Raw genomic sequence first — 14,853 nt, 5'->3', positions numbered from 1 at the left:
CTTGCAGCGAGATATGCCGTTCGCTACGCTCACAGGCAACTCGCCCCGATTTCGCTACGCTCCATCCGGGGTTCCGACGCGGCTCCGCCGCAGTCGGTGCGGGTTCCCCGCCCGCGACGGCGGTGCCTTTCGGCACCTGGTCGCGTGGCGTGGAACCGCGCGAGGCGGTGCACGGTGTGCGCGCAGCTACGCTGCGACGCACCCGCGCACACGCAACACAGATGGAGAGTGGTCGCACGTGAGGAGTCGAGTAGTGGCAGTCCGGTTGGAGCCGACGGAACACGCAGCATGGTCGCGTGCGCTCGACGCTTCGCCGTGGAGCTCGTTGGCGCACTGGTGCCGCGAGGTCGTCAACGACTCACTGACTCGCGAACCGATCGACGCCGCAAGCGGTACGGAGTTGGTCGATATTTCCGGCGACGAGGCGACGCGGTTCGTGCGTCTGTGCGGCGTGCTGAACGAGCGCGCAAAGGGCAGCAATCGGCTGGGCAGGGTGGTGGCGGATTCATTGCAGAGTGCGCGTGCTGTTGCGGACCTTGCAGAGGAACTTTTGCCGACGGTGAACACGGCTGTTGCGTCACACGAGAGGACGTCGGAGCGGCGGGAGAAGTTGGTCAATGTTCGTCTCACAGATGACGAGTTCGGACGCTGGAATGACGCCGCGTTGCGCGGCGGATATGCGCGCGTTGCAACGTGGGTGCGGTACACCGTTGCCGCGCTCATCGGGTACCCGTTGGCGTCGGCAACACTGACGGTTCCGGCCGGTCTGGACGAGGTACGCCGCCAGCTCGCAGGAGCGGTGACGAACCTCGCGCAACTCGCGGACGTTGCCGAGGGCTACGACGCCGGTTTGCACGAAGAGTTTGCAGACGTGCACGCGCGCATTGCGGACCTGCTGCGCCGCTATCACGCACTCGGCAAGCGCACGTGATCCCGCGCATCAGCAAGGGCTCATCGGCGTACGGGGCCCTGGCGTACGACCACGGTCCTGGACGCCGCGACGAACACGAGAACGCGCACAAAGTCGCGGGGAACGTACCGGGCCGGACGTGGAAAGACCGGGCCCGAGTGATGGACGAGCACGCCAAGACCGCACGCGGCGAGGTCGCCAAACCGCTGCACCGAACCTCTCTCCGGATCTCGGAGAGCGACCGCAAGCTCACCGACCGGGAATGGAAGCAGGTTGCGAACGAGTACGTCGAGCGGATGGGGTTCGACAAGTGCCCGTGGGAGGCGACCCGGCACGCCGACGACCACATCCACATCACCGTCAGCCGGGTGCAGTGGGACGGGAAGCTGGCCAAGACCAGCCACGACTACGCGAAGGCGCAGGCCGCGAGCCGCCAGATCGAACGCACGCACGGTCTCGAGGACGCCAGCCGCAAGTACAACCGCGAGCGGCCCGAGGTGTCCAAGGGCGAGCGGGAGAGCGCCGAGCGGCGGAGCGTACGGCCGGAGCGCGAGCAGCTCCGCGACAAACTGACCGCGGCCGAGCGGGCGAGCGACGGCACCAGGGCCTCATACGAGCAGAAGTTGACCGAGCAGGGCGTGCACTACCGGGCCAACGTCTCCAAGACCACCGGCCGAGTCAGTGGCTACAGCTACGGTCTCGAGGGCCACACCACGGCGGCGACAGGGGAGGCCAACGCCGCCAGGGAACAGGTGTGGTTCAAGGGCTCCCAGCTTGGCGGGCAGTTCAGCTGGAACAAGACCCAGACGCGGCTCGCCGAGCAACAGAAGACGCAGCAGGACGTGGACAGGGGGAAGGGGGAAGGCCGGCCGCCCGCTCGGGAGGCCCGGCAAATGCAGCAGCCGATGACGCGGGAGCAGGCCCGCGAGGAGGCGGCACGTCGTGCGGCCGAGCGCCAGCAGCAACGACAAACACCCAGTACAGGAATGGAGACCAGTGAGGACAGGAAGGCGCAACCCATGACGCAGGAGAACACCGAGCAACGTGGACCGATGACGCGGGAGCAGGCCCGCGAGGAGGCGGCACGTCGTGCGGCCGAGCGCGAGCAGCAACGCAGCACGGAAAAGGATCAGGAGCGCGGCCGATGAACCGCCAGTGGGGGCCGCAGGACACCGGCGGCGTGGAGATGCGCCGAAACAGTGACGGTCAGTATTGGATCCTGTTTGCCCTGTTCTCGCCGGTATTTCTGATTTACCGAGTTACGAACGGAGATCCGAATCTCGCGCCCGGAGTGATCGTCGTATGTGCGGTGGCAGGGCTGCTGGGGCTGTGGGACGGCCGCAAGGGTGCTCGGTTCGCCCGAGGGCATTGGGTTTGCGCGTTGGTGGTCTTCTTCCTCGCCTCGTACCCATTGATCGTCTATGGCGTTGTGTTCGCGATCGGACGCTTAACGGCTGGTCAGAGTATTTCCAAGAGCACATTCAGATCGCCCAAGACAGATCGCGAGATCGTCCTGGCGTCTCCGTCGCCCAGTACTGAGATCGTTGCGGTGGCGTCGAAGGGCTGGCAGAAGCCAGGCGGAGGGCATGTGGGATGGGACGACACCGGCCGCTATGTCGGTGCCAACTCACGCGGCGCCATGTTGGTCATCGGCCCACCCGGCAGTGGTAAGACCGCCGCGGTGCTCATACCGTCGATTTACGTCATCCCAGGAGCTGGTGTTGTCAGCTCGATCAAGCTCGACCTCTTACAAGCGACCGCGTACGCACGCGGTGCAGTCGGTCGGGTCTTCCACTTTGACCCGGGCGGGGGCGAACAGACACCGCCCGGCATCATCCAGGCCCGCTGGTCACCGCTGGTATCGATCCGAACATGGGACGACGCCCGCATGATCGCCACCAGGATCGCGGCCCCGATGATGGGCCAGGAAAGGTCCTCTGGCGAGTCGGACAACCACTTCATGGAAAAGGGCCGCGACTGGATCGAAGTTCTGCTGTATGCGGCAGTCCTCGGCGGACATTCGATTTCGACCGTTGCGGACTGGGTGCAGAACCCGGACACAGCGGACGTCACCCAGGAAGTGGACAGTGCGCTCATCTACGCCGCCAGCAACGGCGACCAGGGGGCCAAGATCGCGGCCGGACAACACGCAGGCCTGCTTGCTATCCCGGACCGTGAACGCGGTTCGATCAAATCCAGCATGACGCGCCTGTTCCGGATCTACGGCAGCGTGAGCGCCCGTGAAATCGGCACCAACCCGAACTTCGACCCGAGACAGTTCGTCCGCAGCTCGGACACCCTCTACATCACTGCCAGCCCCGAGCGGCAGCAGGAATATGCCCCGCTCATCGCCGGTCTGCTGGAAGAGATCCGGTATGCCACCTACCAACGGCACGCGGCCGAAGAGCAGGGGTACGAGCCCAAACGTCCACACGTGACATTCGTCCTCGACGAGGCCAACAACACCGCCCCGATCCCACTGCCGGCCATTGTCAGCGAGGCGGGCGGCCAGTCCCTGCACATCATCGTCGGCATCCAAGATCTCTCCCGAGCCCGCGCACGGTGGGGACAAGCAGCCGATGGCTTCCTGACTCTGTTCCCGACAAAAGTCGTGCTCAACGGTGTCATCGAGCCCTACACCCTCGACGCGCTCAGCAACGCGGCAGGCGAGTACGACCGGATGATGACCAGCTACAGCGAATCCACGTCGTACGTCGGCCAATACAGCATCCCGATTCGCCAGCGAAACCCGAGCTACTCGACAGTCCGGCAGAAGGTCTTGCACCAGGGCGACATTGCGAGCCTTCCGCCGGGGAAGGCGCTGTTGTTCGAAGGCGCGGACTGGTTCCTGGTCAACCTCAGCATGCATTTCGCGGACCCGTTGTGGCGCAGCGTCTCCCAGGACGGGCACAGCAAGGCCTACCAGCTTGCGCAGACCAATCAGGCTGCGTCAGGTAGCGGCACCGGCATGGTGCCGCTCGACAAGGAAGGGAACCCCATATGAAAACCCGAACCCAGCTGTACCTCGCGGCAGCAGCCGTGACCGTCGTTGCGGCGGCCGCCGTCACCGGCGTTGTCATCGCCACCGACGACAAGCCAGAACACACCATCGCGGAAGAGCGCGTAGCACTGCTCGCCGCTGTCCCTGAGACGTGCAAGGAACAGGCCGACAGCATCATCAGCATGTTCCAGATGCTCGACCCGGCTACCGAACCGGCGCGGCGAACGTGCCAGAACTACCGCGATGGTGCCGCGCTCGGGACCCCGTTGCGATCACTGGCGGTCGAGTGGAACCAGCAGTGCCTCGAATCCGCAGGATGGAGGCTCGAACGCAGACAGGAACCCGATCCCACGGGGAACTACCCACTCGACCCCGTCGGGCCAGATGGAGGCACGTACATGCCAACCAGAGTCGCGCACTGCGCGATGACCGCCCCCACCGCTGAAGAGTGCGAAGGACTGCGCCAAGGCCTCGATCCCGCTGGTGTAGCTCTCAGCATCAACGAGGCCGCCGTACTGGTGCGACTGGGATGCACCAACACTGCCAACCGCTGACAAAGAGGCGCGGGGACCGGGCGGCGGTTACCCGCCCGGTCCCCGCGCCAACTGCACAGTTTGACATTAGGGAACATGCACGTCTACCAGCAGAAAAGGGAAACCCATGCGCCCGTCTCCGGACGTGAGAATCAGAGTCCAGAGGGATGTCGGCGAAGGACCTCGATCTGCCCTTGCAGGTCTCCACCGTTTGGATCACGCCGGTACTTATTTGCCCACATTCGCATGGGGGGCGTTGGTCGTGGCATCAGGGATCTCTGCGCTGTGGTCGCCGTGGCTGCTGGTAGGGCTTGCAATAAATGCACTCACGGTCTTCGGCGGGTTCGTACTCAACACTGTCGTGGACATACGGTCCGATCTGCGCAATGCAAAGAAGCGATACATGACCGATGCGCTTCGCTCTATTGGTGTACAGCGGGCGGTGCGTATTTACTTCGCAGAACAGGTCAGCGCTATCGCTATAGCAATGACTGCCGCTGTCGCGCTCGATAGGCCATTCATCGTAGGAGCGACGATTCTAGCTATAGCCGCAAACTGGGCATATAGTGCACCACCGTTTCGAATGAAAAGCCGAATCATAATCGGTCCCCTGTGCATGGGGATCAAATCAGGTCTGGCCCCTGGATTGATCGCAATGTCTACCGTCCCCGACACGCAATTCAATGCTGCCGCCAGCGTTCTGCTTTTCGGGCTCACCCTTTCCACGGCAAGTAGGGGTGTGTGGCACTCAATACCCGATCTCCATGCCGATCAAGCAAGCGGGATTCACACCATCGCTGTTCGACATGGGGCTGTTCGAGCTGCACAGGGCGCAGTGCTTGCTACGGCAATCGGATGCGGGCTCAACCTGGCGGCATGTATCTGGCTGATGGGCTGGTGGGGTCTGGTCGCCTGCACTGGCATGGTCATAACGATCTACCACAGGTATCGAGTCGGATCGCTCGCAGATGAAAGCGCAATTATCGATCATATGAATGAGCCGCGATCCGAAGTCATTAATGCTCGATGGAATCGAGCAACGTACTCCATTCTCTGTGTTGCTTCACTCGGCCACCTAGTAATTCCCGGATAGGAGAAATTCTGTGTGGTATCTACTGTTCAAGAACGTTTTTATCGGTCCGGTTCTTCGGCTGCTAGGGAGGCCCTCTGTTGAGGGTGTAGAAAACATTCCCCGTACCGGACCCGTTATTATCGCAAGCAACCATCTGGCGGTCGTGGATTCGTTTTTCCTTGCGATGATACTCAAGCGTCGAATCACTTTTCCTGCGAAAGTTCAATTCTTCACCGCACCCGGGATCTGGGGTGCATTCAAACGTTTCTTCTTCACCGCAACGGGGCAGATTCCGATTGATCGCTACGACAAGGCCTCCGCTGAGAAGGCGCTGGAGCAACTGCAAACCATTCTCCGAACTGGCGGAATCGTAGGTATCTACCCCGAAAGCTACAGCTCCCCGGATGGGCGCCTGTTCAAGGGCAAGACAGGCGTCGCTCGTCTCGCGTTGATGACGAACGTTCCGATCATCCCTGTAGCGATGATCGGAACGGAGCGTCTCAACCCGGCGGACAAGGTGATCTGGCGGCCCGCGAAGGTCCGGATACGCGTAGGTGAACCACTCGATTACCAGGCGGTCATCACCCAGGAAGAGAACACCAGAGTAGAGCGCGTCATCACGGACTTGCTGATGGACCGCATTGGTGCCCTGAGTGGGCAGCAGCGGGCACCGATCTACGCTGCAGTCATCAAAGACCCCGAAGCGGTCCAGATGACAACCCGCGAGAAGACTGGATCACTATGACAGGTGCGCTCACTCCTGTAGACGCTGAACGGTTCAGCCAGGTCCTTCGTGCACGTCGCCGAGTACTCGGCTTGAGCTTGGCAGCAGTCGCCGAAGCGGGAGGGCCGGCCGAACCAACGATGGTGCGACTCGAGAGCGGCGCAGGTGGCCCGATTCGTGTTTCAACGCTTGCCAAGCTCGACAAGGTTCTTCGTTGGCAAGTGGGTGGCGCTATGGCTGCCATCACTGGTGACCAACCAATCCCTTTGGAGCACGACAGCACTGAGAGCTCTCATCCTGTCGGGGAACTACCGATCAGTGACGCCGAAGTGGTCCAACTATGCGAGTTGGTCGGAGATCTCAATCGCATGCTGCACGCGCGCGGCGCGACTAGGCGGGCGGCGTTGGACGCGAGCATCACGCGATTCGAGGAGATCCTGGAACCGATCATGGTGCGAGCCGCACGGGTGAATCCCACCGAAGACTCAGAGGTGCTTAATCGTGTGCTCGCGGAGTGGGTCATCCTTCGTGGAACACGGTGACTAGGCAATCGAGGGACGGAACCGCGAAAAGTGGCGCTAAGGAGTTACCGAGACGACCTCACCTACCGAGCACTGACGGACTGGCTGAGCTACCGACGCGGACCCACTGGCCCACAATGGTCGGTATCGACTGGGGCAGAGAGAAACCACGTCAACGCGGCAGCGCCGAAGATCTTATCTATTCGTCACCTGGCTCGCCGTGCTCCGGAGTCGGCTCAGTCATGGCATCCAAGATTCCGAGCCATCCAACTGCCGCGAGATGCCAAGGGGCGGATTCACCTTTGATCCCGGGTCCGCTGACCGGAGTATTGACCAGCGTTGGATTGACAAAGCTGCGCCCGATTAGACCTTCCACGACCGACGATGCCGTGGCCGTGAACTTGTAGACATCGAATCCCGGTTTGAACTGCAATCCGAAATATGAAATGACCGATTCATAGAAGGCAGCCATCCGGTTGATGAAGTGTTCGTCAGCGGCAACCAGCGCAGCCTGAATACGTTCACGGTGCTCTTCCTCAAGCGCGGGAAGCGTCGAGTTCAAGGTAGTAAAGGTGCGCCATGCCAGTGCGCGGCTCACTGCTTCGAAGTTGCGCGCAACGCCCTGTCGAATCGCTTCCATGAGAACCCTCCGCCGGCCGTCGACGGTACCGAGTTCGTCGCGGTGTTCTTCGATCACTGCCAAGGCAATTCTGATGGTCTCTTCGTCGAATGCCACACCTTGATCTTCTGCTGGCTCGAGCATTCGCTCCATCAGGGCGACATAGAATTCCTCTGCCGTCTCCCACTCTCGATACACCGAGCTGCGAGGAACGTCGGCAATGCGAATGAGTTCCTCCATCTTCAGATGAGCCAAACTCACCGTCAGGCCTGTTTCCTGCAGCATCTCCAGCGCAGTATCCAGCACCTTGTCACGTAACTCCGCGGACGATAGGCGCGATCGGCGTTTTGCTCGCTTCCCAGTCGCCCACGCTTGCGCCTCGCTGGACTTGTCCATTTGCTGCATCCAATCGTAGTTTGAGACTGATAGTCCCAATCCGGAGTCTTGCACTCAAGATCCAAACTGTGTATGGTCTGTCTCACTCTCTCATATGCAGGTGGGAGTTCTTCCCTCGGTCCAACAGGACACGCAGGTCGTTTCTGGGGTTGGTCGGACCACAAGTTCAGTCACCCTCACCCCGAATCGGGAGGTCAGAACATGTCACGCACAATCCTTGAGATACCGAATGAGGACGCTGGGGCTCGCGCAGACACGATGAGTACCAAGACAGCGCGGCAAGTGAAGATTGCCGCAGGCAGGTTGAGTCTGGGGCTGGGCGCTGTGCTTTGCACTGCGGTCCTTGCTGCGGCGCCTGCCATGGCTGCGCCGTGGATGCCGCACGCGCCGAACAACGTTCCGCGATCGGAATGGGTTGATTGTGGACCCAAGATCTGCACGAAGTACTACAGCATCGAGGCAACTGCAGCGATCGCGGAGTACGCGAGCCAGGGCTACGTTGACGCAGTGCAAGCGTGGCCCGATTCGATCGAGCACTTCTTCTTCGGAAACGCAATCGAGGACACGCAGGCGATGGAGGACAACGCGGTGGAGGCTTCGGTGTACGGCGGATGTGTCCAGGTGGCGCAGCGCGCCGACAAGAAGGGCCCGAAAGCTGTGAGCTGGACGAATCACCCGCGCTACTGCGGGTCCGAGAAGGCCCGCTACGAATACGTCGATTCTGGAAGTGAAATCGGCTAACCCCACCGGACGAGAAGAAGGGTTTGACCAAGCACCGACCTCAATCACGAAGACCCGCCTCGATACGGGGCGGGTCTTCGTCACCTCTATCGATGGCTGGTTGCGGCATCGGTCGATTCGGCGCTCGGTAACGGCGCGTCCTGCAAGGAGATTCGGGTGATCCGCACAAGAGGGGGCCGCGTCACGTCGCTGTCGCCTCTCACAGGTTCGGTGGCCGCGGTCCTTCCCTCGTTCATTGGCCCTCGGCATCAACATTGCCCGCCCGCACGGTGGTCCTACGGATACGACGTCGTGAACCTGGGCATCAAGTTCTGCGGTAACTCCTTAGCGCCACTTTTCGCGGTTCCGTCCCTCGAATGCCGACTACTAAGGGAAGAATGAATCGCTTCAGGCGAAACGCCTTGACAATCCACGAATCTAACAATCTTGAATGTTAGATTCTCGGCTATGACGACTACAGCAGTGGTGAACCAAAAGGGCGGATCGGGCAAGACCACAACCGTACTCGGTCTCGCCTCCGCCGCCAGTGCGCGCGGCATCGACACCCTGGTGATCGACCTCGATCCCCAGTGCAACGCGTCCGAGGCGCTGGGGATCGACTACCCCGTCGACGGGCAAACGGCCGCTGATCTACTCGCGGGCGAGTTCCCAGGTGGCGCGACAGAGGTCGTCCAGGCGTCGAAGTGGGACCACGTGAGCGTCATTCCCGCCGACCTCGACCTTTCCGACATCGACGCGGTTGCCGGCCTCGGGGTGGAACAGCGCCTTCGCGTGGCCCTCGACAGCGACGAGCTGCGGCAGCAGTTCCCGCTGATCCTGATCGACTGCCCGCCGAGTATCGGCAAGCTCGTCTCCAACGCACTCATTGCGGCCGACAACGCGCTGGTGGCCACCGAGCCATCGTTCATGGCCAGCCGGGGTGTGTCGAAGATCTTGCAGGCAATCGACACGATCCAGCGGTACTACAACCCCACGTTGACCGTGGCCGGTGTTCTCATCGGGCGCGTACCCGCGCAGGCCCGCGAAGCAGCACACCGCACCGCTGAGATACGCGAGGCCCTCGGTGATCTTGTTCTCCCCGAGGTCGTGCCCCAGCGGGCGGCCGTTGCGGAAGCAGTCGGAGACCGCCGACCTATTCACGAGGTCCGCCCACCCGTGCTCGAGGTGACGCGCGCGTTCGATGCAGCGTTGGACCGCGTACTGGGAGGAGCTCGGCCGTGACCGCGACCAAGAAACCGTCCGCTTTCGGCGGGAGCCGCGCCACCGTTCCGGAGAAGGATGCGGCCCAGTCGAAGCCGCACCCCTTCACCCCGCAGCTCGCCCGCCAGGTCGCCGCCGCGCCGCCGACGTTGCCCAAGGATGCGACGGTGACGGCGTTCGCCACCCGGCTACCGCCGGACATGCAGCGCATGGTCAAGACCGCCTGCGCCCAACGAGGCATCAGGATTCAAGATGCGGTGTATGAGGCACTATGGCACTGGCTTAACAGTTAAAACACGATCTCACTGCCACTTTCTAACAAGTTAGAAAGATAACTTCGGCGTTCGCTACTGCATAGGTCAGTAGTCGCACATCGATTGCAATGTCTCGGCCTCGCCTAGATAGGGTCAGCGTGACCAACATAAGAAGACAAGGAACAAAAACAAGTGGCATCAATGGAGCCGTATCAGCTCTTCCGGGGAAACGTAGTCTCTGCCTACGACAAGTGGGAAGCGCCCGATCTGATCATGTCGGACGGGGCATACGGGGTTCGAGGTTTTCATGGCGACACCACCGGAGCTGACGGTCTCGTCGAGTGGTACAGCCCCCATGTACTTGCTTGGTCCAAAGCGGCGAAGATGTCTACTTCGCTTTGGTTCTGGAACACCGAGGTTGGATGGGCGACTGTGCACCCGCTTCTTGTCGCGAACGGTTGGGACTACGTCCAGACCGTTGTTTGGGACAAAGGACTGTCGCACATCGCCGGCAACGTGAATGGCCAGACTATTCGGCGGCTGCCGGTCGTGACTGAGGTGTCGGTGCTCTACCGACGTCGGATTCTCCTTCCTTGTGAGGACGGAGAAACGATGCACGTCCAACAGTGGCTCCGGGAGGAGTGGCGAAGGTCCGGTCTTCCGCTGAACCGATCTAACGAAGCCTGTGGTGTGAAGAATGCGGCGACTCGCAAGTATCTCACCCAAGACTGGCTCTGGTATTGGCCGCCTGGGGACATGGTGGCAGCGATGGCCAGGTATGCGACCAAGCACGGGAAGTTGACAAAGCGGCCGTACTTCGCGATTGACGGAAAGACTCCCATCACTGCGGATGCTTGGGATGCATTGCGAGCAGTATGGAACCATGAGCACGGTCTAACCAACGTATGGAGTAGGCCGCCGCTAAGCGATTCGGAGCGGCTCAAGGGAACATTGGAGAGGTCAGCGCCCCGGGTGTACAAACCAACAAACCAGAGTGCTGCGCATTTGAATCAGAAACCGCTTGAGTTCATGACTCGGCAGGTCCAGGCCACCACTCGCGAGAGGGATGTCGTTTGGGAACCCTTCGGTGGACTTGCGTCAGGCTCGGTCGCGGCAGTCGGCCTGGGTCGGAAAGCACGCGTAGCAGAGGTGGACCGCACGTTCCAAGACCTGGCATTGGAGAGATTGAAGGTAGCCAAGAGCGAGTTCATGAAGAAGAGTAAAGCAGCCTCATGACCGACCAATCAGACTCCCTCAGTACGGCATCCGTGGCCCCAGTCCGCGCGGAGCTTCCTGACTCTGATCCGCGGACAAAGCTGCGTAGCAACGTGCTGGATGCTTTGGCGGCCCTCCCCTTCTATTTCACTAGCACCATCAACATCGAAGGCTTAGACGCTGCAGATCTGTTCTCCCTCAACACCCTGTTGGGCGGCGCGATCGAGATCCAGACTGTCGAAACTCTCAACAGGCTTCGAGACGTCTGGGATCCCGATGATGAGTGGCAGGAGTACGGGTTTCAACGCTTTTCGCAGTCATTCCCTGACGTTCGTTTAGTGAAGCAGTCAGATGTGACCCTGCCGGTTTTAGGCATTGAGTTGAAAGGTTGGTATCTGCTCAGTAAGGAAGCCGAGCCATCATTTCGATATACCGCTAACGCATCAGCCTGTTCGCCGTGGGACCTGATCGTTGTTGTTCCATGGACACTTAGCAACGTGCTCAGCGGTACGCCCCGCGCGCACAAACCTTTCGTTGAACAGGCCGGCTATGCAGCCCACATGCGAACCTACTACTGGAAGCATGCCCGAGGCGGTAACGCGGCGAGCAGAAACAGCGAGATCATCATGGCCACGGTGGATGCTCCGTACCCCCCTGCTGGCACGCAGATCTCAGATCGTCCGGTCCAAGACTCTGGAAAAAACTTCGGCCGTGTAGCCCGAGTCAAAGGACTGATGGATGAATGGAAGGACGAGCAGCTAGACATGAATGTATCGGGGATACCGGCGCGCCAGTGGATCCGGTTTCTCGCTGCATTTTCGGAGACTCCAGACCCGGAGGCCGTAGCCGTCAAAGTCCAAGCGATGTTGAAGAAGGGGATCGTGAATCTCACGAATGAGCAAGCAGAAAGAATTGTGGCGCTACTCGAAGAGCTTGGCGGTCTCATGTCGTGACCTTGAGGTTGCCGTTAACTGGCTGGTAAACAGAGTTTTCTAACTTTATAGAAAGTTAGTACGACGACTGTGTGGATCTCCCAATCCCCGTACAGTCGCCAGCACAGCTGTCCCAGAAGCCTGTCCCGGAAGGCGTAGAAGAAAGCACTGCCGCGCCACCGCTACGCGCTGGCTTGCCTCCGATCACTCATGCCCGACTTCCGCGCGTGGTGCAGCAGTGTGCCGACTGTGCCAACAGAGCAGCCCATTTCCTCGGCTATCTCGCGATACTTCAGGCCTTGTTCCCGCAGCTCGACCGCGCGTTGACGTCGCTCCTGTGCTCTAGCCTCGAAATCCGCGCGGGGTTCAGCAACGACGTTGCGGATGGTGCGTTCGGACACTCCGAGACGTGCTGCCATCTCCTTCGCAGTCTTTGACCGGCGCATCGGGTTCTCAGCAGCCATCATGCCTCCAACTCAGCGAGGATGGCGGCACGATCTACGGCCCGACGCTTATTCGTGGCCACGATCGACTGCCGCCGCTTCTCAGTCATTGTCCGCCCACCCTTGCTGCCGCGGTGCGCCTGGAGGGCACGGTATTGCTCTTCGGAGAAGTTGCGCCATATCCAGCGAGCAATGGATTGCGCGGTGGCGCGAACCTCGATGAACGGGAGCGGCTCGGGAAATTCCGTGTTGATCGCATGGCAGCGTTGCAGCACGAGCCGTTCCCAGTCGCGACCGGTGCCTTCACGGTGGCGCCACCACTGCGGATAGGCCCACTTCCGCGCGGTGTCGAACATGGTGACGTTGCGGCCGAGCCCTGTCGCGCGGTCGGGCCGGCGGGGCATCTGCCGAGGTGTGTGGATGGTGGCCAGGTCGCGGAGTTCGTACGGCTTTGCTGGCCCGTAGAGCGTTTCCCAGTCAGGGTGAATGGGATTCTTGGTAAGTTGCCCGCCGTATGAGAAATCGCCTCCCACCGACGTTCTCAGCCCAGCTTCGATGCGTTGAGCGAACCGGAGCGGTTGCAGCCGCGCCGAGTCGGTGCGGCAGACCGGTGCGGCGAGCCACCAGCCCAGATGTGCACGTCCAGCGTGCGGTCCCCTGATGGTCTGTGCGACCCAGGAGGGCGCAGGGTGGTCGCTGGGCTGCTCGAAGGCGCGCATAGCGGCGTCGGGATGGTCGCAGTCGATGACGATGGATCCCAGAAGCGCATGTGGTGAGTGCTCGACGTAGCGCATCGCCAGTGCGTCGTCCCGGCTCATGCGGTACTGGCCACGGTCCAGTTGGTTCGTCGCGTACGGCCGATGCGGTAGCAGTACGTCTAGCGCCCATCGATCGTCAGTGAGTAGTTCCGCCCCCGAAAGATCCATGCGGGAAACCTTGCCCCACCCGGACGAATTATTTAGGTAGGCACGCCGTAGCCATATCAGGTATCCCGGGCTTCGCTCCGTTGCACACTCTTCAAGTAGGCAACCCAAAGCCTTATCCCGCCCGACCCTCAGAAAGCTCGTCGCGCCCCGGTCACCCGAATCGCACGGCCCTACGCCTCAAGGTTCTGCCAGCGCTGCTCATACCCAACGAACTACCTCAGATGCTGGACGCTGGACCCAGTGATTAAGAGTCACTTGCTCTACAACCCGCGCTGCTGCGGTCGGGTTGCGCACCCGTGAGCTGCGAAAACCGTAGCAGCTGTGGCACCCGGTAGGTGACCTGATGTCCGATGCTCTCGAGGTGGGCCTTCCACAGTGCGGCACCCTTGGCGCGGAGTCCCTCTCGCTCGGCGAGCTGGGCGGGCGTGGTGCGCATGGCCCGTTCGAAATCGTCATCGAGGTAGTTCATGCGATCACTCCGTCTGTTTTGAAGCTGGCAAGCATGTCATGGAGACGGCCGGCCCGCCAGCACTGCGCGAGAAGTATCTCGCGGGTGTGCAGCTTGGCTGGCCGGAACGGGTTACGGGCGCCGAGGGTGCGCGACTGGGCGACGCCGAGCCGATAGGCCCGCTCGTACGTGTTCACGCCGTCACCTGCGCATCGTCGGCGGCGAGGTAGCGGTAAACCGTTGCTCTTTGACCGGCCATGCACCTTGCCAACCTCGCCGACGATGAGTTGGCAAGCCAGCGCGCAGCGGTGGCGCGGCAGCCTTCTACGTTTCTTGCGTCGTCGTTTTGCGTCGAGTGCTTCTTCGGCTTCGCGCTGCGGTATTTGGTGAACGTCGAGCACGCTTCGGTTTGAGGGGTTCTATGCCGAGGCTCGATAGTTCCTTCGCTGTCCATGAACTGTCGAGTGCTGCGCTGTACTCGTCCTTGTACTTCGTTTCCAGTGACGCGACGCTGGCCCGTGCGGCAGTAAGTTCGGCCAGCGTTGCTGCGACCTTCTTTCCGGTTTCGATTCGGCGTTGCACTTGATTGTTTGCAAGCGCTTCGATGTCCGCTTCTGTTGGCGTAGCTACTGGGCTATCAGTCATGTTTCGGAGTGTATGCGCGTGTCGCGAGTGCGACCGCTGGCGCGGTCGGTATGTGGTTGCCGTGTCGGTGTTTGCCGCGCGCCTGACGGCACGCGAGCGCACACCACCTCGTCAACCACACGCGCTGCGCGCGGTGTGCGCCTGGCGGCGCAGTGTCACGCCAGCGTGACACGTGGGGCCGGCCACCGTCCGAGCGCGCGGGGCGCACTCGAGCCGGAGACAGGCCCCACGCTGCGACCCGCCACCCGCGAAAGGCGTGCGAGGCGGCGAAGT

17 protein-coding genes are annotated in these 14,853 nt (G+C 61.4%); 11 read left to right on the top strand and 6 right to left on the bottom strand.

Annotation, left to right across the window (positions count from 1 at the left end; all coding sequences use genetic code 11):
* Positions 1–253: 253 nt before the first annotated feature.
* The 6 genes from GFS60_RS38515 to GFS60_RS38490 all read left to right on the top strand — a co-directional run bounded on the left by GFS60_RS38515 (position 254) and on the right by GFS60_RS38490 (position 6,261).
* Positions 254–931 carry a hypothetical protein gene (locus GFS60_RS38515; protein ID WP_159930025.1) on the top strand — a complete coding sequence of 226 codons (678 nt, stop codon included), beginning with the start codon at positions 254–256 and terminating at the stop codon, positions 929–931.
* Positions 928–2,058 carry a relaxase/mobilization nuclease domain-containing protein gene (locus GFS60_RS38510; protein ID WP_159930023.1) on the top strand — a complete coding sequence of 377 codons (1,131 nt, stop codon included), beginning with the start codon at positions 928–930 and terminating at the stop codon, positions 2,056–2,058. The genes GFS60_RS38515 and GFS60_RS38510 overlap by 4 nt, the downstream gene beginning before the upstream one ends.
* On the top strand, positions 2,055–3,914 hold the full coding sequence (locus GFS60_RS38505) for a type IV secretory system conjugative DNA transfer family protein (RefSeq protein WP_159930021.1): 1,860 nt from the start codon (positions 2,055–2,057) through the stop codon (positions 3,912–3,914). Before GFS60_RS38510 ends, GFS60_RS38505 begins: the two co-directional genes overlap by 4 nt.
* Positions 3,911–4,465 carry a hypothetical protein gene (locus GFS60_RS38500; protein ID WP_159930019.1) on the top strand — a complete coding sequence of 185 codons (555 nt, stop codon included), beginning with the start codon at positions 3,911–3,913 and terminating at the stop codon, positions 4,463–4,465. The genes GFS60_RS38505 and GFS60_RS38500 overlap by 4 nt, the downstream gene beginning before the upstream one ends.
* Before the next feature lie 106 nt (positions 4,466–4,571).
* The gene (locus tag GFS60_RS38495; protein WP_259349410.1) at positions 4,572–5,537 is read left to right on the top strand and encodes a UbiA prenyltransferase family protein; all 966 of its coding nucleotides are present in this window, start codon (positions 4,572–4,574) and stop codon (positions 5,535–5,537) included.
* A gap of 10 nt (positions 5,538–5,547) precedes the next feature.
* Positions 5,548–6,261 (top strand): lysophospholipid acyltransferase family protein, encoded by a 714-nt coding sequence (locus GFS60_RS38490; protein ID WP_159930015.1) that lies wholly within the window; start codon positions 5,548–5,550, stop codon positions 6,259–6,261.
* Positions 6,262–6,960: 699 nt separating this feature from the next.
* Here the strand turns inward: GFS60_RS38490 and GFS60_RS38480 are convergent.
* On the bottom strand, positions 6,961–7,785 hold the full coding sequence (locus GFS60_RS38480) for a TetR/AcrR family transcriptional regulator (protein ID WP_159930011.1): 825 nt from the start codon (positions 7,783–7,785) through the stop codon (positions 6,961–6,963).
* 249 nt (positions 7,786–8,034) lie between these two features.
* On the opposite strand from GFS60_RS38480, the gene GFS60_RS38475 reads away from it, so the two are divergent.
* From GFS60_RS38475 to GFS60_RS38455, 5 genes are all read left to right on the top strand, one after another.
* A complete protein-coding gene (locus GFS60_RS38475; RefSeq protein ID WP_159930009.1) occupies positions 8,035–8,517 on the top strand; it encodes a hypothetical protein in 483 nt (160 codons plus the stop codon).
* Positions 8,518–8,964: 447 nt separating this feature from the next.
* Entirely contained in the window at positions 8,965–9,738 is a 774-nt protein-coding gene (locus GFS60_RS38470) for a ParA family protein (RefSeq protein ID WP_159930007.1), read from the top strand.
* Entirely contained in the window at positions 9,735–10,010 is a 276-nt protein-coding gene (locus GFS60_RS38465; RefSeq protein WP_159930005.1) for a hypothetical protein, read from the top strand. Before GFS60_RS38470 ends, GFS60_RS38465 begins: the two co-directional genes overlap by 4 nt.
* A gap of 162 nt (positions 10,011–10,172) precedes the next feature.
* A complete protein-coding gene (locus GFS60_RS38460; RefSeq protein WP_159930027.1) occupies positions 10,173–11,207 on the top strand; it encodes a DNA methyltransferase in 1,035 nt (344 codons plus the stop codon).
* The gene (locus tag GFS60_RS38455; protein ID WP_159930003.1) at positions 11,204–12,139 is read left to right on the top strand and encodes a hypothetical protein; all 936 of its coding nucleotides are present in this window, start codon (positions 11,204–11,206) and stop codon (positions 12,137–12,139) included. Before GFS60_RS38460 ends, GFS60_RS38455 begins: the two co-directional genes overlap by 4 nt.
* A 161-nt stretch (positions 12,140–12,300) precedes the next feature.
* Here GFS60_RS38455 and GFS60_RS38450 read toward each other — a convergent pair whose 3' ends face one another.
* The 5 genes from GFS60_RS38450 to GFS60_RS38430 form a co-directional block, all read right to left on the bottom strand.
* Positions 12,301–12,537, bottom strand: coding sequence for a sigma factor-like helix-turn-helix DNA-binding protein (locus GFS60_RS38450; protein WP_236603790.1), 237 nt, complete (start codon positions 12,535–12,537; stop codon positions 12,301–12,303).
* A gap of 44 nt (positions 12,538–12,581) precedes the next feature.
* Positions 12,582–13,487 (bottom strand): replication initiation protein, encoded by a 906-nt coding sequence (locus GFS60_RS38445; RefSeq protein WP_159929999.1) that lies wholly within the window; start codon positions 13,485–13,487, stop codon positions 12,582–12,584.
* 244 nt (positions 13,488–13,731) lie between these two features.
* The gene (locus GFS60_RS38440; RefSeq protein WP_159929997.1) at positions 13,732–13,956 is read right to left on the bottom strand and encodes a hypothetical protein; all 225 of its coding nucleotides are present in this window, start codon (positions 13,954–13,956) and stop codon (positions 13,732–13,734) included.
* The gene (locus GFS60_RS38435; RefSeq protein ID WP_159929995.1) at positions 13,953–14,132 is read right to left on the bottom strand and encodes a hypothetical protein; all 180 of its coding nucleotides are present in this window, start codon (positions 14,130–14,132) and stop codon (positions 13,953–13,955) included. Before GFS60_RS38435 ends, GFS60_RS38440 begins: the two co-directional genes overlap by 4 nt.
* A gap of 127 nt (positions 14,133–14,259) precedes the next feature.
* Positions 14,260–14,580: a hypothetical protein gene (locus GFS60_RS38430; protein ID WP_159929993.1), complete on the bottom strand. Its 321-nt coding sequence runs from the start codon at positions 14,578–14,580 to the stop codon at positions 14,260–14,262.
* Positions 14,581–14,853: the final 273 nt, after the last annotated feature.

Source organism: Rhodococcus sp. WAY2, assembly GCF_009859915.1.
Taxonomy (GTDB): Bacteria; Actinomycetota; Actinomycetes; order Mycobacteriales; family Mycobacteriaceae; genus Rhodococcus_F; species Rhodococcus_F oxybenzonivorans.
This window is presented reverse-complemented; position numbering and strand designations above follow the sequence as displayed.